Origin of the sequence: Microbacterium zouquanmingi (genome assembly GCF_052266675.1) — a bacterium.
Lineage (GTDB): Bacteria > Actinomycetota > Actinomycetes > Actinomycetales > Microbacteriaceae > Microbacterium.
Genome location: NZ_JBQPRA010000001.1, coordinates 95,149 through 116,666 on the forward strand (window position 1 = coordinate 95,149; position 21,518 = coordinate 116,666).

Here is a 21,518-nt window from a genome sequence, read left to right on the forward strand (position 1 = left end):
GTTCTTCCCTTCGACTACCGCAGCGTCAGGAGACGACATGCTCGAGGTCATCCGTTTCGCCGTCTTCGGCGCCGCCGCGGGCTCCGTGCTCGCACTCCTCGCCCACGGAATCAACGTCGTGAACCGCGCCTCGCGGGTCATGAACTTCTCCGCCCCCGCGATCGCCGTGACATCGGCCTACATGTACCGCGAGTACCTCGGGTTCACCCCCTGGCCGATCGCGCTCGTGCTGGCGATCATCACCGGCATGCTCCTCGGCGGAATCGTCGAAGTCGTCGTGATGCGCCCGCTGCACAACGCCTCCACGCTCACCAAGGCGATCGCGACCATCGGCGTGATGCTCGTCCTCCAGTCGATCCTCAACATCCGCTACGGCTACCAGCCCGCGATCGTGCCCGCGTGGCTTCCGACGACCGCAATCGATCTCGGCGGCGTCAGCGTCGGCCTCGACCGTGTGCTCACCTTCTTCATCGCGCTCGTCCTCACCGCCGCGCTCTGGCTCGTCTTCAAGAAGACCCCGCTTGGCCTGGCATCCACTGCGCTTTCGTCCAACCGCCGGGCGCTCGCAGCGCTCGGAACGTGGAACCCCTCGACGGTCAGCTTCCTCAACTGGGTGATCGCCGGCGGACTCGCGGCCATCGCCGGTGTACTGCTGGCCCCCGTGACCTCGCTCACGCCGACCCTGTCGCTCACCCTCGTCGTCCCGATCCTGTCTGTCGCCCTGCTCGGCCGTCTCGAGAGCTACTGGCTCACCTTCCTCGGCGGCGTGGGCATCGGCATCGCACAGGCCGAACTCGGGCGATTCGTTCCCGGTGTCCCCGGCATCCAGGACGCCGTGCCGTTCCTGCTCGTCGTCGTGCTGCTCGCGCTGCGAGGCAGCTCGCTGCCCAGCCGCGGCGAGACCGCCGAGCGCCTGCCGCGCATCGCCTCCGGACGCATTCCCTGGGTGCCGATGCTCATCTTCGCGGCCGCCATCGGCGTGCTCGTGTGGACCCTGCCCAACGACTGGGTGAGCGCCATCACGATCAGCACCACCTTCGCGATCGTGCTCATGTCTCTGGTCGTGGTCACCGGTTATGCAGGACAGCTCAGCCTGGCATCCTTCGCCCTCGCGGGCGTCGCCGCGCTCGTCGCCGGCCAGCTCACCGCGACATTCGGCTGGGACTTCGCGCCCGCAGCCCTCGTCGCCGTCCTCGCCACAATTCCCGTCGGCGTGCTGGTCGGTCTGCCGGCTGTGCGCACCCGAGGCACCGCCCTCGCCGTGATCACGCTCGGACTCGCCGTCGGATTCCAGTCGATGGTGCTCAACAACGGTGCCATCGCCGGTGGTCTCGGTGGGCTGAACCTCGGCACGCCGTCCCTCTTCGGCCTCCCGATCGACAACCTCACCCACCCCCGCTCGTACACGACTCTGACGCTGATCGTGCTCGTGCTCGTCGGCATCCTGGTGCTCAACATGCGCCGCAGCGCGGTCGGCCGCCGCATGGTCGCCGTCCGCGGCAACGAGGCGGCCTCCGCGGCGATCGGCATCTCGGTCGCCAAGACTAAGCTGCACGCTTTCGTCGTCTCGGGCGTCATCGCCGGCGTCGGCGGTGTGCTCATCGCCTTCACCTCTTCGCTCCTGCGTCTCGACGACAGCGGATCCGGCGGACGATTCGGCCCGAGCGCCGCCATCAACGGCATCGCGCAGGCCACCACCGGTGGCATCGGCTGGGTGGGTGGCGCCATCGGCGGTACGGCGATGCAGACCAACGCCATCGGCTTCAAGATCTTCGAGCTGTTCTCGGGTGGTGCGTGGCTGAACCTTATCGGCGGCCTGCTCATGCTCATCACGCTGATCTCGGCCCCCGCCGGAATCGCCGCACTGCAGGCGCGCGACTTCAACCGCCTGTTCGGACTGATCCCCGGAGTCAAGGAGCGCCGCGAGCGCGCCCGCCTCGCCCTCATCCCGGAGGACATCGCGACCGTGCTGCCGCAGCGCGTCTCGCCCGCGCACGTGCACGTGCAGGGGCTGGACATGTCGTTCGGCGCGAACCACGTGCTCAAGAACGTCAGCCTCGTGATCAAACCGGGCGAAGTGCTCGGTGTCATCGGCCCGAACGGTGCGGGGAAGACAACGCTGGTCGAGGCGATCACCGGATACAACCGCCCGCAGCGCGGTTCGATCCGGTTGGACGGCGACGAGCTGATGGGCACCTCTCCGACGAGCCGCGCTCGTCTCGGGCTCGCCCGTTCGTTCCAGTCACTCGAGCTCTTCGAAGACCTCAGCGTGCTCGACAACCTCACCGTCGCGGCCGACAAGCCGCTCTGGTGGCGCACGCTGCTGGCCGGTGTACTTCCCGAGAAGCCGCAGCTCGGGGATGCGGCCAAGGCCGCCGTCGCAGCATTCGGCCTCACCGACCGCCTCACCGATAAGCCGGACGACCTCTCCTACGGTGAGCGTCGCCTGCTGGCCATCGCCCGCGCGCTCGCGACCAACCCGCGCGTGCTGCTGCTCGACGAACCGGCCGCCGGCCTCGGCGCGACCGAGCGCAAAGAGCTGCGCGAACTCGTACGCCGCATCGCCGACGACTGGGGCATCGCGGTGCTCATCATCGAGCACGATGTCGAGCTCGTCATGGGAGTCTCCGACCACGTGGTCGCGCTCGACTTCGGTGAAGTCATCGCGTCCGGCGCTCCGGCTGAGGTGCGCAACGACCCCCGGGTCATCGCCGCCTACCTCGGCTCGAGCGAAGAGACGCCGGAAGGCGCTGGACTGAACACGTCATTCGTGGCTGCCGCTGGCACCACCGCCGCATCGAAGAAGGAGCAGACATGAGCACCGGAGCAGTCCGCATTCGACTCGACGGAGTGAACGCCGGATACAACGGCCAGCCCGTCATCCGCGACATGGATCTCGAAGTCCGCGAGGGCGAGATGCACGGCCTGTTCGGTACGAACGGCGCGGGCAAGACCACGACGCTGCTCACAATCGCCGGATCCGTCAAGGTGCTGGGCGGGAAGCTGGAGATCAACGGTCATAAGCATCCTGGGTCGCTGTTCAAAGCATCCAAGCGCGAACAACTCGCCCTGCTGACCGATGACCGCGGCATTTTCCCGCCGCTCAGCGTGCGCGACAACCTGCGTCTCGGCAAGGGAAGCGTGGAGCGTGCGATCGAGTTCTTCCCCGAGCTCGAGGAGCACCTCGGCCGTCGCGCCGGCCTCCTCTCCGGAGGGCAGCAGCAGATGCTCGCGCTCGGACGGATCCTCGCAGCAGAGCCCTCGATCATCCTCGCCGATGAGCTCTCGCTCGGGCTCGCCCCTCTCGTCGTCACCCGGCTCGCCCAGGCGCTCCGTCAGGCGGCCGATGCCGGCGCAGCAGTGCTGCTGGTCGAGCAGCACGTGCCCGTTGCGCTGGCTGCAGTGGACCGTGCCAGCGTGCTCGTCCGCGGCAAGATCGAGCTCAGCGACGACGCCGAGAACCTACGGGCGAACCCGCAGCAGATCATGGATCTGTATCTCTCGAACGCCGCCTGACCGCGCAAGGCCGCCCGCGCGGAGAAGTTGACACCTTCGAGGTTAAGTGGTTAGTTAGTCATCTAACTAACCACTTAACCTGGCGGAGGCATCGTGATCGAAGAAGGCAGGGCGCTCTTCCTCCAGATCGCTGAGCGAATCGAGGATCAGATCCTCGACGGCTCGCTGGAAGAGGAGTCCAAGGCACCCTCGACCAATGAGCTCGCCGACTTCTACCGGATCAACCCCGCCACCGCCGCCAAGGGCGTCGCCATGCTCACCGAGAAGGATGTGCTGTACAAGCAGCGTGGCATCGGCATGTTCGTCGCCACCGGGGCGCGCTCCGCACTCCTCGCCGAGCGGCGCTCCGCCTTCGCGGACCGCTATCTCGATCCTCTCCTGGCCGAAGCCCGCACGCTCGGGCTCGGCCCCGAAGATCTGGCCGCACTGCTGCGCGAACGAGCAGCGGCATCCGAAACCACCACTGAAGGGAACCGCGCATGACCGCCGTCATCGAGGTGAACAACCTCACCAAGCGCTACAAGGACAAGAACGCACTCGATAATGTGTCCCTCGCAATCGAGGAGAACGCGATCTACGGACTGCTCGGACGCAACGGCGCCGGCAAGACCACGCTGATGTCGATCCTCACGGCACAGAACTTCGAGTCCGCAGGAACCGTGAAGGTGTTCGGTGAGCACCCCTACGAGAACTCCCGCGTCCTCAGCCGGATCTGCTTCGTTCGCGAAAGCCAGAAATACCCAGACGATGCGACCCCGCGGCACGCATTCAAAGCTGCCTCTCTGTTCTTCAAGAACTGGGAACAGGAGTTCGCCGAGCAGTTGATCGAGGACTTCCAGCTGCCGATGAAGCAGCCGATCAAGAAACTCTCCCGCGGGCAGCTCTCGGCGGTCGGCGTCATCATCGGGCTCGCTTCGCGCGCCGAGATCACCTTCTTCGACGAGCCCTACCTCGGACTCGATGCGGTCGCGCGGCAGATCTTCTACGATCGCCTGCTCGAGGACTACGCCGAGCACCCGCGCACGGTCATTCTGTCGTCGCACCTGATCGACGAGGTATCCAACCTCATCGAGAAGGTCATCGTCATCGACAACGGCCAGATTCTCATGAACGACGACACGGATGCTGTGCGCGACCGCGCCGTCACCGTCGTCGGAGATGCCGACAAGGTGGACGCCTGGCTGCAGGGCCGAGAGGTCCTGCACCGCGAGGCGCTGGGACGGGTGGCATCCGTCACCGTTCTCGGCGCGCTCTCACCCGACGAACGCGCAGAGGTCGCGGCATCCGGCCTCGATCTTGCGCCCGTCTCGTTGCAGCAGCTCATCGTCCGCCTCACCCAGAAGGCCAGCCCCGGCCCGCACGCCGGCGCAGAAACTCAGGAGGTTCGCTGATGTCTCGCACGCTCAACGTTGTTCGTCTGCAGCTGATCAACAAGCAGACCTTCATCTGGGTGCCGCTGATCGTTCTCGTCGGCGCCGTGCTCATCTCCGTCCTGATCTACGCGATGATCCCGGTCGACGGGCCGAAGTACGGCGGCGGCGGACAGGCTCCGCTGTGGGTCTTTTTCGGTACGGGCCTTACGGCGATGACGCTCACCTTTCCGTTCTCACAGGCGCTGAGCATCACACGACGCGAGTTCTTCGTCGGGACGCTCCTGTCGGCGGTGCTGGGCAGCACTTTCATGGCCGTGATCTTCCTCATCGGCGGCGGTATCGAGCTGTTGACGCACGGCTACGGCATCAACGGCTACGTCTTCCACCTGCCGTGGATCTGGGAGGCGGGCCCGCTCGGCGCCTTCGTCGTCTTCTTCACTCTGCCGCTGTTCCTCTTCGTCGTCGGCTTCACCGGAGCGACGATCTACAAGAGCTGGGGGCCCGCGGTGCTCACCATCGTGAGCTTTGCGCTCGTGCTCATCCTGCTCGCGATCGCGTTCGTGATCACGCGGCTCGAACTGTGGGGCAACGTGTGGACGGGGATCCTCGAGCTCGGCGCCGTCGGCCTCGCACTGTGGGGACTGGTCGCGGTCGTGGCGCTCTCTGCGGTGTCGTTCCTCGCCTTCCGGCGGGCGAAGCCGTAGCCCCGCGGCCAGAGCGCCCACCATCCTTCTGGGGAGGTGGGCGCTTCTGGGTCAGAGCGAGGCGGCGACAGCAGAAACGCTCTGGTCGCGGATGAGGCGAGCGACGTGGCTGCGCAGGTGCACGAAATCTGACCGTTCCTTCGTGGCGATCTGGTCACGAGGAGCAGGAATAGGTACATCGATGACTTCGGCGAGCGTGGCGGGAGACTTCGTGAGCACGAGTATCCGATCCGCCAGATACACGCTCTCGGTGATGTCATGCGTGACGAACAGCGTCGTGATGTCGAAACGTTCCCTCAGGTTCAGCACGAGATCTTCGAGCTCTTCGCGCGTCTGCGCATCAAGCGAGGCGAACGGCTCATCCATCAGCAGAAGCCGAGGACGATACGCCAGAGCACGTGCGATGGCCACACGCTGCTGCATCCCGCCGGAGAGTTCCCACGGATACTTCTCCTCGTGACCCTTGAGCCCCACAGCTTCCAGGCTCTCGCGCGCACGTTCGCGCATTTCCGCCTTGGAAAGTCCCGTCAGCGGGAACATCACGTTCTTCTCCACCGACAGCCATGGCGGCAGCGAACGACTGTAGTCCTGGAAAACCATCGCCAGATCCCGCGGGACCCCCTGAACGGGCTTTCCTTCGAACTGAAGAGACCCTCCGGTCGGCTTCATGAGCCCCGAGAGGATTCGCAGAAGAGTCGTCTTTCCCGCACCCGAGGGTCCGACGATGCAGACGAACTCTCCGGATCGAATATCGAAACTGATGTCACCGATCACCTGATTCGCATTGTAATGGTGCGACAGGTTGCGCACTTCGAGAATGCTGTCGTTTGTCATGGCGATACCCTTCGGATCACTTTCGCTTCGAGTCCGAGTGCCAACGGAGCACCCGTGCCTCAACGGCTTCAAGAATGGAGTTTGCGAGGAATCCCGCGACCGCGATGACCACCATCCACGCCCACATGTCGAGAACCTGGAACCTACTCTGCGTCTGAATGAGCATGAAGCCGATGCCGTTCGTCGACCCCATGAACTCGCTCGTGACGAAGAGGATCATCGCCGCCGTGAGCCCAATGCGCATACCGGCGAAGATCTTCGGAGATGCGCTCGGCAGCACCACGCCGAAGAAGATCTTCGGTCGGCTGAGGCGGAAGGTACGGCAGAAGTCGAGCATCGTCGGGTGGATCTCCGCCACAGCAGCGGCAGTGTTGATCAGAACGAACCAGCTCACACCCCAGGCGATGAACAGGATCTGCATCTCTGATCCCAGCCCCAGCAGCATGATGAAGATCGGCAGCACTGCGGTAGCCGGAATCGAGCGGAGGAACTCCACGATCGGGGTGACGTAGTCGCGAATCGTGCCGAACCAGCCGATCAGCGCCCCCAGCAGCACGCCCGCGAGAGTCCCCAACAAGAACCCTGCCGCCATCCGCCCGAGGCTTGTGAGCACATCGGTGAAGAACGGGGCCTCAAGCGTACTGACGTTTCGGGGGAAAAGAACAGAGGGCGTGTTCGCCAGAATCGTCAGCGGCGGCGGGAAGAACCGGTTTCCTGCCGCAGAAGCCGCGATCTGCCAGATGAACAGCAGCGCCACCAAGACACCGATGCCGGTGAGCGTCCGGACAGAGGCGGCCGCATGCTTCCACCTGCTCCGTCGCACGGGCGATCCGGCCTGCGCCGGAGCCTGATCCACGATCGCAGTCATCAGTTCCTCCTCCGTTCGCTCCAGCCGAACACGCGCGTCTCGACAGCACCTATGACCGAGTTGATCGCCAGACCGAGGATTCCCGTCATGAGGGTGCCGGCGAATATCTTCGGCACATCTGTTCCGATCGCACGTGACTCCGCGATGTACGCCCCGAGGCCGTCCGAGCCGCCCGCGATCATCTCGACAGTCACCACGACGATGAGCGCGATCGAGGATGCGATGCGCACACCGGTCGCCATGAACGGCGCAGCGGAGGGAACGACCACCTTCCAGATCGTCTTGGGCCGCGAGTATCCGAAGCTGCGAGCCATCTGCACAAGCTGCGGCTCGACGTCTCGAACGCCCGAGATCGTGTTGAACAGAATCGGCCAGACGACGGCGAACACGACGAGCACGAGCTTCATCTCCAGCGTCTGACCGAGAACGAGGATCAGTAGCGGGATGAGGGCGATCGGGGGGATCGGACGGATCAGATCGATGACCGCCCGACTCACCCGATACGTGAACTCGGACAAGCCCAACAGCGTTCCCAGCGGAACAGCGATCAGCGTGGCGATCCCCAGCCCGAGGAACCAGGTCAGGAGCGTGTTGAGCGTTGCCAGGAGAAATGCCGGCGAGGCGAACTCCTGCACGAGCTTCACCAGAACCGTGCTCAGCGGTGGAAGGAATGCCTGATCGACGATCCCGAGACGAGGCACTATCTCAAGGATCAGCGCCAGGATCACGACACCTGTGATTCCGCGCCGCAACCGTGGTGACTTCTTGGCGGGGACGAGGGCCCGCATCACTGCGGTCTCCGTCATCGTGTTCACAACCATGATTATCAGCGACTGTTCGCGCTTAGCAGCTTTCCGGCTGCGGGATGATGATGTCGCTGAGATCCACCGGCTGGTCGAGCGTGCCGATCTCCGTCATGATCTCAGGGAACTTCGCCAGCGATGCAGGGTCCGCTGTGGTCTGGAACAGCGGTTTCTTCTCGATCTCCGACGGGATCAGCTCGGGTGCGAAGCCGAGTTCCGATTCGAGGATGCTGCCGAAGAGTTCGTCGTCCTCCACAGCCGCGACGCCATCAGCCCAGACGCACTGGAAGGCGGCGATCGTGTTCGGGTTTGCGCGCGCGAATTCGCCCGAGGTGATGATGCCGCCCTCGCCGTGGCCCTCGAACAGGCCTCCGGCGAAGTCCAGCACGGTCTTCGAGTCGTACTCGTCCTTCAGCACGGTGAGCACGGGGCCGGCCACCGCACCTGCATCGATGGTTCCGTTCACCAGGGCTGCGGTGACCTCACCGAACGGCATCGGCACGTACTCGACAGTCGATGAGTCGATACCGGCGTCCAGGAATGCGTACTCCAAGCGGTTGTGCTGCGCCGAGTTGAGGGCCGGGACAGCGACCTTCTTGCCGAGAAGATCCTTGAGCGAGCTGATGCCGGAATCCGGCATCGTCTCCATGGTCATGACACCTGGGCCGAAGTTGAACATGGTCGACACGATGGCGACGTCCATGCCCTGAACCATGGCGTCGACCACGCCCCAGTAGGACGAGTAGGTGAGCTGTGCGTCGCCGCCCAGCAGAAGATTCATTCCGGCCGAGCTGCTCTCAACCCATGACGCGTCGACAGTGATGCCGAACTCCTTCTCTGCACCGGAATCTTTCGCCCCGAAGACCGGGGCCGCGGTCGCCTGCCGGTACATCGCGAACGTCAGGTCAGTCTGCTCGGGCGCGCTGGGGTCGCCGGCGACGAAACCCTCATCTGTTGCGGTATCACCACCGCCAGACGAGCAACCGGTAACGACGAGTCCAAGGGCGAGCAGGCTGGCACCGATACCGAATCGGAGGGAACGAGGAGCCACGTGAGCCATGAGTTGATCCTTACTTCGTTGTAGGGCCAACGTCCGAGAGAACTGCAAGGGAAATGACGCTGGTGTCGACAGATTACGCATTTAACCGGCATCTGGCAAGGCGGAGTCCCACCAAATGTCGACAGAAATGAAACGCCGATCAGATCAGGTCGTCGGCGGCAACGATGTCGAGTGACCATAAGCGAGCCGCGGGGTCATCGGGGTCCGCCGCATCCTCAACCTCTTTAATCACCTCTTGGATTCGTCGTTCAACTTCACTGAACTCTGCAGCGGTCAGACGCATGCTGCGTTGGGAGAACGTCCCGTGCACTTCCGGGTCTCGCCCCGAGACATACTCCGGCGCCCACACCAAGACGCGCCGCACCATATCGACGTGATCGTCAGCGAGGGAATTCATGAGCACGCCGCCGAGCACTTCATCGACAATCGGATGCTCCGGAGAGCCGACGTTCCACGCCCCCTCGGTGGGCTTCCACACGCGATCGCGCTTGTCTCTGGCACGCTCCGGGGCCGCTTCAATGAGTCCAGCATCGGCGAGGACACGCAGGTGGAAGCTGATGCTGTTGGCAGGAATGTCCAGGTCACCGGCGAGATCGGCGGCGCGAGCATATCCGCGCGCCGCGACGGCCTTGGCGATCCGGCGACGCAACGGATGCGAATACGCCTTCATCATCGCGGTCGTCGCATTACGACCATCCGGATGCGTGACCGTGCGAGGTTCCTCGTCCACCATGCCCCGATCATACCCGCACCAAAAATTGCGCAAGAGTAGTTGCGCAACAGAGCTTGCGCATTTACTCTGGACAGCATGACCACCGCCGCCCCCGCACATCGGCTCACGCGCAACAGCCGCTACATCACGTGGCTGATCAGCGACACCGCCAAGGGTCTCGCGAGCGCGCTGTTCGGTTTCGCCATCCCGCTGATCGCGCTGTTCGTCACGAACGATCCCGCTCAGGCCGGCATCATCAGCGCGGTTGGCATGACGATCCGCACGGTCACCACCGTGTTCGGAGGGGTGCTCGCCGACCGCCACCGCCGGATCGCGATGATGGTCACCGGGTCTGTCGTGGGTGCCCTGCTCTCGATCGCCTTCACCGTTCTCGCCCTCGTCGACGCATTGACCTTCGTCACACTCCTGATCGCGGAGGTCCTGCTCGCCGCACGCGCCGGACTGTTCGACATCGCCGGTGAGAGCGCCATCAAAGAGGTCGTCCCCGATGACGCGATGGGCCGGGCGCAGGCGGCGAACCAGGGGCGCGATGCCGTGCTGCAACTGGCCGGCGGACCACTCGGCGGCGTCCTGCTCGCCGCAGGTGCATGGCTGATCGGCGCGGCAATGGCCGTGTGCCACGTGATCGCCGCCGCAACAGCGTGGATGCTGCAGCGTTCGCCCCGCACTTCTCTTACTGAAGAAGCGGATGCCGCGGCATCCGACATCGGCCTTTCGGCGGCCGCGGTCGCCGTCGGAAAGCCGAACGCCCTCCGCGAAGTGCGCGAAGGATTCGCGTGGCTGTTCTCACGCCCCGACCTGCGCGGCGTGCTGTTCGTGGCGACCATCGTCAACCTCGGCTTCAGCACTGCGCTGACCACTGTCATCTACGCGCTGCAGCAGCAGGGCCACTCCCCTGTCACGATCGGTCTGCTCGCCACTGGGGCGGGAATCGCCATGCTCATCGGCGCACTGTTCGCACCGCTTCTCGTCTCTCGCGTGCGAGCCGGCACCATCATCATCGGGGGGCTGCTGGTTTCGACGGTCGGAATCTTCGGACTCATCCCCGTGCATGCGCCCATCTGGCTCGCGGTCGTGCTCGGCGGTGTCGTGTTGTTCATCCCAGCGGTCAATGCCGCGCTGATGGGTTACTTCATGGTCGCCACTCCGAGCCCGATGCTGGGTCGTGCGAACAGCGCCGCCGCCGTGCTGGGAATGGGCGCGATGCCGCTTGCCCCGCTGGTCGCCGGTGTCGGGCTGTCGTTCATCGGGCGCGAAGCGACCCTCATCGTCGGCGCCGCCCTCTGCGCCGTCTCGGTCATCCTCGCCGTCTCGACGCGGCCGCTGCGCGCCCTTCCCCCCGAGTCCGCCTGGACCGCCCACGCCGCCCAGTTCGCCAGTCGCTGACTCATGCACAGCTTGGGTCACCGAGCTGCAACAACCCGGTTGCACGCGCCTGACGCCCGAACCGCCGCTACAGACGTCAGCGCGGATCACACATGTCGGCGCGGATCTGGGATACGCACCGACATCTGTGATCGGGACGGACAAGTGTCCGGCCGGTGGGTGTCGCGTCGGCAAGTGTCGGGTCGGCGGTCGGATGCCGCGACTAAAGCGCCCCGACGAGCGCAGCGATCCCGGCGATCACCGAGACCAGCGCGAGCACGAGAGCGAAAGCGATGAGAACGGCGTGCACCTTCAAGAATGCGGTGGCATTGCCCGCGGCATCCCGAGCCCGTGGATCACGAACGACCCGCTTGTAGAACTGCGGCCACACGATCACGTTGAAGGCCGCGTTGATGAACAGGAGTACAGCGAGAGCGATCACCCCTCCAGCGTAGGCGCGACCTCAGGCGACGATGACCTCGAATCCGGCGTCGACCAGGGCAGGCGCCGGGGCATCGGTGATCACGGTCTGGAAGAGCTCAGGCCCGCCGACCCGCGCGAAAGCAGCGCGACCGATCTTGCCCGAGTCGGCGACGACGACGGCGCGCTGCGCGCGCGAAGCCATCATGCGGTTGACCGCCGCCTCGCGTTCGTCATGCGTCGACGCCCCGCGGTCCGCCGAGAGCGCATTGACGCCGATGAAGGCGATATCGAGCTGGATGCCGCTGAGCAGCTGCTCCACGAACGGCCCGACGAGCTCATAGCTGCGCGAGTGGATCACGCCCCCGGTGACGACGACCTTGATGTCGGGGCGGGTGGCCAGCTGCGAGGCGATGTTCACGGCGTTCGTGACGACCGTGAACTCGCCCAGATCTTCGCGTGCGGCGAGCGCCGCGGCGATGGCGGTGGTCGTGGTGCCGCCGGAGAGACCGACGACCGCGCCGGTGGCGACCAGAGCGGATGCCGCGCGCGCGATGCGCTCCTTCTCATCTGTGCGCTGGTGGCTCTTGTACCGGATGGGCAGTTCATAGGCGACCGACTGCGCCACCGCGCCGCCATGCGTGCGAGTGAGCAGGCGCTGCTCGGCAAGGCTGTCGAGGTCGCGACGGATCGTGGCAGCGGATGCTTCGAACCGCACGACGAGCTCGTCCACCGAGACCTCGCCCTGCTCAGCGAGCAGATCGAGGATGGCGCTCAACCGTGCGGCGCGCTTCATCAGGCGTCCTGCAGGGCGAACAGCCGCAGCATCCGGGCGGCTTCATTGGTAACCGCATCGCGCGCCGGGGCGATGTACTTGCGCGAGTCGACGAGCTGCTCGTTCGCCGCGAGGGTCGAGCGCACCTCGCGGGTGAAGAACCCGTTCAAGTGAGTGGAGACGTTGATCTTCGTCATTCCGGCGCGCACAGCTTCGACGATAACGGCATCCGCGACACCCGACGATCCATGCAGCACGAGCGGCACCTCGAGCGCGGTGTGCAACTGCGCGATCAGGTCGATGTCGAGCGAGGCACTGCGATCGAGCATCGCGTGCGAGGAGCCGACCGCGACGGCGAGCGCATCGACACCGGTCTCGGCGACAAAAGCACGCGCCTCGTCAGGGTCGGTGCGCACGCCCGGCGCATGCGCACCGTCCTTGCCGCCGACCTCGCCCAGCTCGCCCTCGACATAGACGCCGGCCGCATGTGCACGCGATGCAACCGAGCGGGTCAGTGCGACGTTCTCGTCGTAGGGCAGCGCCCCACCGTCGAACATGACAGAGCCGAACCCGAGCGCGATGGCGTCGTTAACGAGAGCGGGGTCCTCGGCGTGATCGAGGTGCACCGCGACCGGCGTCTCGGCGCGACGGGCGACCGCGAGGGTCGCGAGGGCGATCGGCTCGAGCGCGCCGTGATACTTGGCGCAGTTCTGAGAGATCTGCAGAATGACGGGCAGGCGCGCCTCCGCGGATGCCGCGACCAGAGCCTCTGCCGTCTCGAGGTGGATCACATTGAACGCACCGATCCCGCGGCCGCTCGATGCGGCATCGCGGACGAGGTCGGCGGCAGAGACGAGGGTCATTCGGAGTCCTTTTGAAGTTCAGCGTCGGTGGGTTCGGTGATGATGAGTTCGTCCGCGAGCTGCGCATGCCGCGGTGAGATCTCGCCGGCGAGCGGCATGAGCACGGCCGCGGCCGACCAGGCGGTCGCCCGGCGCAGGATCTGTTCCGGGTCGCGCACGCCGCTCTCGAGAAGGGATGCCGCGGCGGCGACCGCCGCGTCTCCTGCACCGGTCGGGTTCCCCGCCAGAGGCTCAGGCAACTGCGCCCTGAGTACACGATCTGCGGTGACCGCCAGCATCCCTTCGGCACCGAGCGAGAGCAGCACGAGACCCGCACCGCGGCGCAGCAGCTCGCGCGCGCCGCCTGCCGGGTCGTCGATGCCGGTGGCCTCCGCGAGCTCCGCGCGGTTCGGCTTGACCACGGAGACCCCGGCGTCGGCCGCGGCGAGCAGCAACGGCCCAGACGTATCGACGATCACCGGACGCCCGCTCGCGGCGACGATGAGCGCTTCGAGAAGTCCGTGCGGCGCCGCGGGCGGAAAGCTGCCCGAGATCACGAGAACGGATGCCGCGACGGCATCCTCATGCACGGCCGCGACGAACTCGGCCCACTCTTCGCGGGTGGGACTCGTGCCGCGCTCGTTCACGATCGTGGTGTCGCCGAGCGAACGGTCGACCCAGGCGACGCTGCGCCGGGTGTCGGCGGCCACGGGCAGAAGCACGTGCGGCACGCCGCTCGCAGCGAGGTCACGGCGCAGCTCGTCGCCGGTCGCACCGCCGGCCGTCGAGATCGCGCGCGCATCGAACCCCTCAGAGTGCAGGACTCTGGCGACATTGAGTCCCTTGCCGCCCGCGCGCACCGCCCCGGCATCCGCCCGGTGAGTGCCGCCGATCTCAATGCGATCCAGCTCCCACGTCAGATCGAGCGCGGGGTTCGGGGTGACCGTGAGGATCATGCGAGTTCCCGCGCCCGGAGCGCTGCGCCGAGAAGGCCCGCATTGCCGGACAACTCCGCGGGGATCAGCGCGGGAATCCGATGGAAGCTGAGGCGCGCGGCAAGACGCGTGCGCAGCTCGTCGAAAAGCGTGCTCGCGCGCGACAGCCCGCCGCCGATGATGATCGCCTCCGGCGCCATGATCGCGGTCAGCTGGGCGAGCGACATCGCCAGGGCGTCGAGGGCTGCGTTCCAGATCTCGGCAGCGGCCTCATCGCCGGCGGCAGCACGAGCGATGACGTCCTTCGCGCCGTTCGGTGTGAGGCCGGTGGCCTCTCGGTAGCGGCGGGCGATGGCTCCGGCCGAAGCCACGGTCTCCAAGCATCCGCGCGCGCCGCAGGCACATTCCGGTCCGTCGGCGACAGGCGAGTGCCCGATCTCTCCGGCGTAGCCGCCGGCGGTGTAGGGCCGGCCGCCGACGAGAATCGCACCGGCGATCCCCGTGCCGATGATCACCACGACGACGTCATCGTGCGCGCGCGCACCGCCGAGCTCATGCTCGGCCCAGCTCGCCGCGCCCACGTCGTGGTCGAACGCGACCGTCAGGTTCAGCCGCTGCTGCGCGAGCGCGCGCAGCGGCGCGTTCCGCCACCCCATATTGCTCGCGAAGACGCCGATTCCGGCATCCACGTCGACGATGCCGGGCACGACGAAACCGAGCGCCCGAGGCTCGACAGACGGATGCTGCGCCCGCAGCCCATCCGCCAATCGTGCGATCTCCTCGATCAGCGCGGCCGCGGGGTCTGCGCCCAGCTTCGGCGTCGGTGTGCGCTGCAGTCCGAGCGGCGTGCCGTCGGCGTCGAAGAGGGCCGACTTGATGTCGGTGCCGCCCACATCGAAGGCGAGCACCGGCGATCCCTGGCCAACACCCCACGAACCCGCAAAACCACGCCGAGCCTCACGCGAATCGGGATTGTTTCGGCGTGGTTTTGCTGGCTCGGGAGAAGTGCTCACGCGTCCAGGATGACCGATCGCGAGAGGTTTCGGGGCATGTCGGGGTCGAGCCCCTTGCCGACTGCGCGGTCGAGGGCGACGCGGTGCAGACGTGCGAGATCAGCGAGCGGGTCGACGTCGTGCTGCACGAAGCGTCCGCCGGTGGCCTCGACCTGGCCGGCGAGCCCCTCGGGAGCGACACCGAACTGCCACGTGATGCGGCCGGGAGCCGCGATCGCGATCGGACCGTGACGGTAGTCCATCGACGGGTACGACTCGGTCCACGACTGCGAGGACTCGCGCATCTTCAGCGCCGCCTCGTGCGCGAGGCCGATGGTCCAGCCCCGGCCGAGGAACGTGTACTGATCGGCGGTGGTGAGGCCTTCATCGTCGGTCGCCGCGAGGACAGCCGCAGCATCCTCGATCGACTTCGCGACATCGGCGTCGAGGCCGAGCGACGCGCGCATCAGCGTCAGCGCGGTCGTCGCGAAGCGGGTCTGCACGACCGACTGCTCGTCGGCGAACGGGAGGAGAACCGACTCATCAGCGAGGGCGACGAGCGGAGACGTCGGATCGCCGATCACGCCGATGACGGGGATGCGACCCTTCACCTGGCTTGCTACCTCGAGCACCTCGCTGGTCGTGCCGGACCGCGTGAGAGCGACGATCGCGTCATAGTCGCGATCGAGAAAAGCTTCGGATGCCGCGTACGCATCGGTCACGCCGTGCCCTGCCCGCTCGCGCAGAGCAGCGTAGGACTGTGCCATGAACCACGAGGTGCCGCATCCGATGACGGCCACGCGCTGACCCGATCCGGGGAGCACCTTCTGCTCGTCACGCATTGCCGCCGCCCGTGCCCAGGTCTCGGGCTGCGAGAGCAGCTCTTCTCGCATGTGGGCGCCAGGTGCGGTGATCGGATCGGTCATGTTCGCCTTTCTCGTGGTCAGTCAGTGAATGACGTTTTGTGATTGATTCAATTCATTTTCAATCATAGACCATCGATTGTCAACGAAAACGGGCCATCGTGGCCGCGACCAGCTCGAGCGTTCGCGCAGAAACGGTCACCCCACCAGCGCGCAGCGCCAGCAGCCCCGCCCCGACAGCTCCGTCGACGACCGGCAGCAGCGGAAGCCCGGCAGCTCGGTCGCCGAGGCGCTCGAGGAAGGCATCCCGCACCAACCCCTCCCGGCCCAGCACTCCGCCACCGATCACAAGGGGACCAGGCCCTGCAAGGACCGCCACGAGCGAATCGGCCAGTCGAGAACCCGCACGGCGCAGGATCCCTGCGGCGACCGGATCGCCGGCCCCACCGGCGACCGGATCGCCCGCAGCGACCGCGAGCGGCGCGAAGTCGGCGAGCTCGATCGGCGCCAGCGCGTAGAGCGATTTCACCAGCTGCACCAGTGCTCCGCCGCGCCCCTCGCGTCGCACGTCGTCCACCTCGATGCCGAGCATCTCGAGCAGCCCGGGTGTCAGCGTCGTGGCGGGACCTGCGCCATCGAGATCACGGACGACGGCCTTCGCGACGCGCTGGCCGATCCAGAATCCGCTGCCGCGATCACCGACCAGCCAGCCGAGTCCATCAGCGACCGCGTCGATCCGTCCGTCCGAAACCCGAATGACGGATGCGCCGGTACCCGCGACCACCGCGTACCCGAACGACTCCGCCGTTCCGCTGAAGTACGTCGCCAGCAGATCGGACTCCAGAACCACCCGGCCGCGGAATCCTTCAGCGGCCAATGGATCACGCAACCATGCGGTGTCTCGGTCGTCGACGCCCGATTGTCCTGCAATCGCGAAGACGATCACCGACACTTCTGCCAGAGTGCGGCCGGTGGCGGCGAGCGCTCCGGCGATCGCCGCGCGGACACCCTCGGCTGCGCGATCCAACCCGGCAGAGGTCGGGTTGCCGCGCCCGCCGAGACCGTAACCGAGACAGCCGCCCTGCTCCGTCACGAGCACGCCACGGGTCGAAGTGCCGCCGGCATCCACGCCCAACATCAGGGTGTCGTGACTCATTTGTTATCCCTCCTAACTTGACCTTCGTCGAGGGTGAGAATAGCTTTCATCCCACGGAGACTTCATTGGCGAGTCTGGAGGCAATGGTGCCACGCATGAATACTGACAACCGCAATAGCGACGGTTCCACCACGCCTCCAGCGCCCACGCCCAGCGACCTTCTCCGTGAAGTGGACGAGCGACTCACCCGCCTCGCAGAGACAACCGAGAACGGCGCGCTGGATGCCGCGATCGCACTCATGGTGCGGGCTCTCGACGTCGGCGGAATCATTCACGCCTTCGGCACAGGGCACTCCGAAGCTTTCGCGATGGAGATCTCGGGACGTGCCGGCGGACTCATCCCGACCAACAATTTCGCACTGCGCGATCTGGTGCTGCACGGCGACCGCGAGGTCGGCGCGCTCACACCCGCGCTGGAGCGCGAACCCTGGCTCGTCGACGAACTCATGGCGACGGTTCCGGTGGCCGATGGCGACGTCTTCCTCATCGCTTCGAACTCCGGGGTCAACGGCTCGATCGTCGGCACGGCGCTCTGGGCAAAGGAGCGCGGGCACTCCGTGATCGCGGTCACGAGCATGGAGCACACGATGCGCGTGGAGCCGAAGCATCCGTCTGGCAAGCGTCTCGCCGACGTCGCGGATGTCGTCATCGACAACCTCGCCCCCTACGGCGACACGACGCTCGAGCTACCCGGCGGCATCGGTGTCGGCGCGGTCTCATCCATGACCGGCGCTTTCATCGCTCAGCTGCTCACTCTCGGTGTCGCCCGCACAATTGCTGCACGCGACGAGACTCCACCGATGTACATCTCCGCCAATATCCCCGGCGGCGACGAGCACAACTCTGCCCTCGAAGACCGCTATCGCGGTCGCATCCGCCGGGGAAACTAACCACCAATGAAAGGTACGAAGATGGAAATCACCCAGTCATCCATCAGCCGCCGCAACCTCCTGCGCGGCGCAGCAGCGACGGCGCTGCTGCTGCCGTTCGGCATGTCGCTGGCGTCGTGTGCAGCGCCAGGAGGCGGAGGCGGGGGGAGTGCCCCGGCGGGAGAGATCACCGCAGACAACCCCTTCGGCGTCGCGGCGAACACGACCGTCGATGCGGTCATCTTCAACGGTGGTTACGGCGTCGACTACGTCGAGAACGCCGGCAAGATCATGGAGAAGAACAAGGGCCTCGACGGCGTGACCGTCAAGGTCTCGCCCTCCACGAAGATCGCCACCGAGCTGCAGCCCCGCTTCGTCGGCGGCAACCCGCCGGACCTCGTCGACAACTCCGGTGCGAACTCCATCGGCTGGAACACCATCATCGACCAGCTCGAAGACCTCACCGACGTGATCGACTCGAACAACCTCGAGGGCACGAAGATCGCTGACACCCTCTTCGCAGGCATCAAGGCTCCCGGCACCTTCGACGGCAAGTTCGTCGCGCTGAACTACGTGATGACCGTGTACGGCATCTGGTACTCGTCGAGCCTGTTCGAGAAGAACGGCTGGCAGGTTCCGACGAGCTGGCAGGACCTGAAGGCCCTCGGTGAAGCGGCCAAGGCACAGGGCAAGTACCTGTTCCTCTGGGGCAAGGAAGCCGCCACCTACTACCAGACGATGGTGGTCGACTCCGCTGTCATCCAGGGCGGCGACGAGGTGCGCCTGCCGCTGGAGAACCTCGAAGAGGGATGCTGGTCGAACCCGATCCTGCAGGACATCCTGACGATCATGCACGAGCTGATCGCTTCGGGATACGTCAAGCCCGGTGGTTCGGGAACGCAGTTCACCGAGGCCCAGGCGCAGTGGAGCAACAAGGAAGAAGCGCTGCTGTACCCGTCCGGCTCGTGGATCGAGAACGAGATGAAGTCGCAGACCGCCGAAGGCTTCGCGATGATGGGCTTCCCCGAGCTGCCGCTGAACGCAGATCAGACGACGCCCGCAGGCTTCATGCGCGCCGAGGCCGGAGAGCCGTTCATCGTTCCATCGAAGGCGAAGAACCCCGCGGGCGGCAAGGAGCTGCTGCGCACCATGCTCTCGAAGGACTCGGCTGTCGCGTTCGCGAAGGAGAAGCTCGCTCCGACCATCGTCAAGGACACCGTCCCCGAGGACGGCTTCGGTTCGACCGCACTTCAGTCGCAGGGCAAGATGCTCGCGGCCGCCGGCGACAACGTCTTCACGATCAAGTCGTTCAACCTGTACGGCATGAACAGCGATCAGCTGCCGATCTGGAACTCGTTCCTCGACGGCAAGATGAGCGTGGAAGAGATCACGAAGCAGCTGCAGGACCTCACTGACAAGATCCGCAACGATGACTCCATCACCAAGATCGAGATCAAGTGACCACAGCTCCTGTTCTTGATACTGCGGTATCCGCCAAGGCGGGGCGGCGTCGGCCGCCCCGCCTTGGCGGGCGCCCGCTGACGTTCGATTACATCTCTTTCCTACTGGTCTTCCTGGTCATACCTGTCGCGATCTTCCTGATCTTCGTGATCTCGCCTTTCGTGCAGGCCGTCTACTACTCGATGACCAACTGGACCGGCTTCTCCCCCGAGATGGACTTCGTGGGACTGAAGAACTTCGGTCGCCTGTTCACCGATTCGACCTTCCTGCAGGCGATGGGCAACAACGTCATCCTGGCGATCTTCGTCCCGCTGATCACCCTGTTGATCGCTTTGATCTTCGCCAGCATGATCACCGTCGGCGGCCCGAGCACCGGACAGGTCAGGGGGCTCGCCGGGTCGAGCTTCTACCGCGTGGTGTCGTTCTTCCCCTACGTCATCCCCGCGATCGTCATCGGTATTCTGTGGGCGCTGATCTACTCGCCAGAGGGTCTGCTCAACGGCATCCTCGGGGCTGTGGGTCTCGACACCAACGGCTTCGCCTGGCTCGGTGACGAGAGAACCGCGATGGGTGCGTCGATCTTCGTGATCGTCTGGGGCATGGTCGGTTTCTACATGGTGCTGTTCATCGCCGCGATCAAGGGCGTCCCGGCCGAAGTCTACGAGGCCGCCCGCATCGACGGCGCAGGTCGCTACCGCACGACCGTCTCGATCACGCTGCCGCTGATCCGCGACAACGTGCAGACAGCGGTCATCTACATCGGCATCCTCGCGCTCGACGCCTTCGTCTACATGGCGGCGCTGAACTCCACCGGGGGCCCGGGAAACACCACTCTCGTGATGTCGCAGTACCTGTATCGCACCGCGTTCGAGAAGAGCCAGTTCGGTCTGGCGAGCGCGATGGGTGTCGTGCTCGCTGTGGTCACTCTGGTCTTCGCCGCGATCGTGTTCATCGTGAACAGGCTCACCGGAGGCAAGGAAGACGGAGGGCGACTGTGAGCGACAAGACAGAGAATCTGGTCACGATCGATCGCAAGCGCGTCCGCAAGGACGCTGTGCGTCTGCGCGCGAGTCGCGGCACCAAGAGCGACAGGGTTATCGGCACCACCTCGCACGTGATCCTCGCGATCTGGTCGATCATCGTGATCCTGCCGCTGCTGTGGACCCTGTTCAGCTCGTTCAAGACCACCGGTGAGATCTTCGATTCGCCCTTCACGCTGCCAGCATCGTGGGCTCCGACGAACTACATCAACGCCTGGACGAAGTACAACTTCGGCCAGATGTTCTTGAACACCGTCATAGTGGTCGGTGTCGCGCTGGTGCTGGTGATGTTGCTGGGCGCCATGTGCGCCTACGTGCTCGCGCGCTTCTCGGTCCCTGGCAGCAGAGTGATCTACTACCTGATGCTCGCAGGGCTCACCTTCCCGGTGTTCCTCGCGATCGTGCCGCTGTTCTTCATCCTGCAGGGCATCGGGCTTCTGGGGACGCTGCCAGGCCTCATCATCACGTACGTGGCGTTCGCGCTGCCGTTCACGGTGTTCTTCCTGTACTCGTTCTTCAAGTCGTTGCCGTACGAGATCCAGGAGGCCGCCTACGTCGATGGCGCCAGCGAATGGCGCACGTTCTTCCAGGTGATGCTGCCGATGGCGAAGCCCGGACTCGCAGCGGTCGGCATCCTGAACTTCCTCGGTCTGTGGAACCAGTTCCTGCTGCCGGTCGCGTTGAACCCGAACGCCTCGCAGTACGTGCTCTCGCAGGGAATGGCGGCCTTCGCGTCGGCCGCCGGCTACGAGGTCGACCAGGGCGCGCTGTTCGCCGCGGTGATCATCACGATCGTCCCGGTGCTCATCGTGTACATCTTCTTCCAGCGCCAGCTGCAGGGCTCGGTGTCGCAGGGCACGTCGCGGTAGCGCAAGAGAGGCGACGGCGCCGAGCGCAAGGGCCCCGCGG

Annotated in this window: 22 protein-coding genes; 10 read left to right on the forward strand and 12 right to left on the reverse strand. The window is 65.6% G+C overall.

The window, feature by feature from the left end:
• Positions 1–37: 37 nt before the first annotated feature.
• From ACTU6V_RS00460 to ACTU6V_RS00480, 5 genes are all read left to right on the forward strand, one after another.
• Positions 38–2,818, forward strand: coding sequence for an ABC transporter permease subunit (locus ACTU6V_RS00460; RefSeq protein ID WP_443474625.1), 2,781 nt, complete (start codon positions 38–40; stop codon positions 2,816–2,818).
• Positions 2,815–3,516: an ABC transporter ATP-binding protein gene (locus ACTU6V_RS00465; protein WP_443474626.1), complete on the forward strand. Its 702-nt coding sequence runs from the start codon at positions 2,815–2,817 to the stop codon at positions 3,514–3,516. The genes ACTU6V_RS00460 and ACTU6V_RS00465 overlap by 4 nt, the downstream gene beginning before the upstream one ends.
• Before the next feature lie 93 nt (positions 3,517–3,609).
• Positions 3,610–3,999, forward strand: coding sequence for a GntR family transcriptional regulator (locus ACTU6V_RS00470; protein ID WP_443474627.1), 390 nt, complete (start codon positions 3,610–3,612; stop codon positions 3,997–3,999).
• Positions 3,996–4,907, forward strand: a complete 912-nt coding sequence (locus ACTU6V_RS00475; protein ID WP_443474628.1) for an ATP-binding cassette domain-containing protein — start codon at positions 3,996–3,998, stop codon at positions 4,905–4,907. Before ACTU6V_RS00470 ends, ACTU6V_RS00475 begins: the two co-directional genes overlap by 4 nt.
• Positions 4,907–5,593: a hypothetical protein gene (locus ACTU6V_RS00480; protein ID WP_443474629.1), complete on the forward strand. Its 687-nt coding sequence runs from the start codon at positions 4,907–4,909 to the stop codon at positions 5,591–5,593. The genes ACTU6V_RS00475 and ACTU6V_RS00480 overlap by 1 nt, the downstream gene beginning before the upstream one ends.
• A 51-nt stretch (positions 5,594–5,644) precedes the next feature.
• Here the strand turns inward: ACTU6V_RS00480 and ACTU6V_RS00485 are convergent, their stop codons facing one another.
• The 5 genes from ACTU6V_RS00485 to ACTU6V_RS00505 form a co-directional block, all read right to left on the reverse strand.
• Positions 5,645–6,427 carry an ABC transporter ATP-binding protein gene (locus tag ACTU6V_RS00485; RefSeq protein ID WP_443474630.1) on the reverse strand — a complete coding sequence of 261 codons (783 nt, stop codon included), beginning with the start codon at positions 6,425–6,427 and terminating at the stop codon, positions 5,645–5,647.
• Positions 6,428–6,443: 16 nt separating this feature from the next.
• A complete protein-coding gene (locus ACTU6V_RS00490) occupies positions 6,444–7,295 on the reverse strand; it encodes an ABC transporter permease (protein WP_443474631.1) in 852 nt (283 codons plus the stop codon).
• On the reverse strand, positions 7,295–8,101 hold the full coding sequence (locus tag ACTU6V_RS00495) for an ABC transporter permease (protein WP_443474985.1): 807 nt from the start codon (positions 8,099–8,101) through the stop codon (positions 7,295–7,297). Before ACTU6V_RS00495 ends, ACTU6V_RS00490 begins: the two co-directional genes overlap by 1 nt.
• 37 nt (positions 8,102–8,138) lie before the next feature.
• Complete coding sequence (locus ACTU6V_RS00500; RefSeq protein ID WP_443474632.1) at positions 8,139–9,158, reverse strand: ABC transporter substrate-binding protein; 1,020 nt, start codon at positions 9,156–9,158, stop codon at positions 8,139–8,141.
• A 139-nt stretch (positions 9,159–9,297) separates the two neighbouring features.
• Positions 9,298–9,891, reverse strand: a complete 594-nt coding sequence (locus ACTU6V_RS00505; protein ID WP_443474633.1) for a helix-turn-helix domain-containing protein — start codon at positions 9,889–9,891, stop codon at positions 9,298–9,300.
• 75 nt (positions 9,892–9,966) lie between these two features.
• Between ACTU6V_RS00505 and ACTU6V_RS00510 the strand changes: the two genes are divergently transcribed.
• The gene (locus ACTU6V_RS00510; protein ID WP_443474634.1) at positions 9,967–11,277 is read left to right on the forward strand and encodes an MFS transporter; all 1,311 of its coding nucleotides are present in this window, start codon (positions 9,967–9,969) and stop codon (positions 11,275–11,277) included.
• A 202-nt stretch (positions 11,278–11,479) separates the two neighbouring features.
• Here the strand turns inward: ACTU6V_RS00510 and ACTU6V_RS00515 are convergent, their stop codons facing one another.
• From ACTU6V_RS00515 to ACTU6V_RS00545, 7 genes are all read right to left on the reverse strand, one after another.
• Complete coding sequence (locus ACTU6V_RS00515; protein WP_443474635.1) at positions 11,480–11,698, reverse strand: SCO4848 family membrane protein; 219 nt, start codon at positions 11,696–11,698, stop codon at positions 11,480–11,482.
• A 21-nt stretch (positions 11,699–11,719) separates the two neighbouring features.
• A complete protein-coding gene (locus tag ACTU6V_RS00520; protein WP_443474636.1) occupies positions 11,720–12,472 on the reverse strand; it encodes a DeoR/GlpR family DNA-binding transcription regulator in 753 nt (250 codons plus the stop codon).
• Positions 12,472–13,314, reverse strand: coding sequence for a class II fructose-bisphosphate aldolase (locus ACTU6V_RS00525; RefSeq protein WP_443474637.1), 843 nt, complete (start codon positions 13,312–13,314; stop codon positions 12,472–12,474). The genes ACTU6V_RS00520 and ACTU6V_RS00525 overlap by 1 nt, the downstream gene beginning before the upstream one ends.
• The gene (locus ACTU6V_RS00530) at positions 13,311–14,249 is read right to left on the reverse strand and encodes a 1-phosphofructokinase family hexose kinase (protein WP_443469607.1); all 939 of its coding nucleotides are present in this window, start codon (positions 14,247–14,249) and stop codon (positions 13,311–13,313) included. Before ACTU6V_RS00530 ends, ACTU6V_RS00525 begins: the two co-directional genes overlap by 4 nt.
• Entirely contained in the window at positions 14,246–15,136 is an 891-nt protein-coding gene (locus ACTU6V_RS00535) for an ROK family protein (protein WP_443474638.1), read from the reverse strand. The genes ACTU6V_RS00530 and ACTU6V_RS00535 overlap by 4 nt, the downstream gene beginning before the upstream one ends.
• 101 nt (positions 15,137–15,237) lie before the next feature.
• Positions 15,238–16,146 (reverse strand): SIS domain-containing protein, encoded by a 909-nt coding sequence (locus ACTU6V_RS00540; RefSeq protein WP_443469609.1) that lies wholly within the window; start codon positions 16,144–16,146, stop codon positions 15,238–15,240.
• Between the two features lie 79 nt (positions 16,147–16,225).
• Positions 16,226–17,239 (reverse strand): N-acetylglucosamine kinase, encoded by a 1,014-nt coding sequence (locus tag ACTU6V_RS00545; protein WP_443474639.1) that lies wholly within the window; start codon positions 17,237–17,239, stop codon positions 16,226–16,228.
• 95 nt (positions 17,240–17,334) lie between these two features.
• Between ACTU6V_RS00545 and ACTU6V_RS00550 the strand changes: the two genes are divergently transcribed.
• The 4 genes from ACTU6V_RS00550 (at position 17,335) to ACTU6V_RS00565 (ending at position 21,478) form a co-directional block, all read left to right on the forward strand.
• Positions 17,335–18,129 (forward strand): sugar isomerase domain-containing protein, encoded by a 795-nt coding sequence (locus ACTU6V_RS00550; protein WP_443469611.1) that lies wholly within the window; start codon positions 17,335–17,337, stop codon positions 18,127–18,129.
• A gap of 21 nt (positions 18,130–18,150) precedes the next feature.
• Complete coding sequence (ngcE, locus tag ACTU6V_RS00555) at positions 18,151–19,569, forward strand: N-acetylglucosamine/diacetylchitobiose ABC transporter substrate-binding protein (RefSeq protein WP_443474640.1); 1,419 nt, start codon at positions 18,151–18,153, stop codon at positions 19,567–19,569.
• Entirely contained in the window at positions 19,566–20,567 is a 1,002-nt protein-coding gene (locus ACTU6V_RS00560) for a carbohydrate ABC transporter permease (RefSeq protein WP_443469613.1), read from the forward strand. Before ngcE ends, ACTU6V_RS00560 begins: the two co-directional genes overlap by 4 nt.
• Before the next feature lie 62 nt (positions 20,568–20,629).
• Positions 20,630–21,478 carry a carbohydrate ABC transporter permease gene (locus ACTU6V_RS00565; RefSeq protein ID WP_443469765.1) on the forward strand — a complete coding sequence of 283 codons (849 nt, stop codon included), beginning with the start codon at positions 20,630–20,632 and terminating at the stop codon, positions 21,476–21,478.
• Positions 21,479–21,518 lie beyond the last annotated feature (40 nt).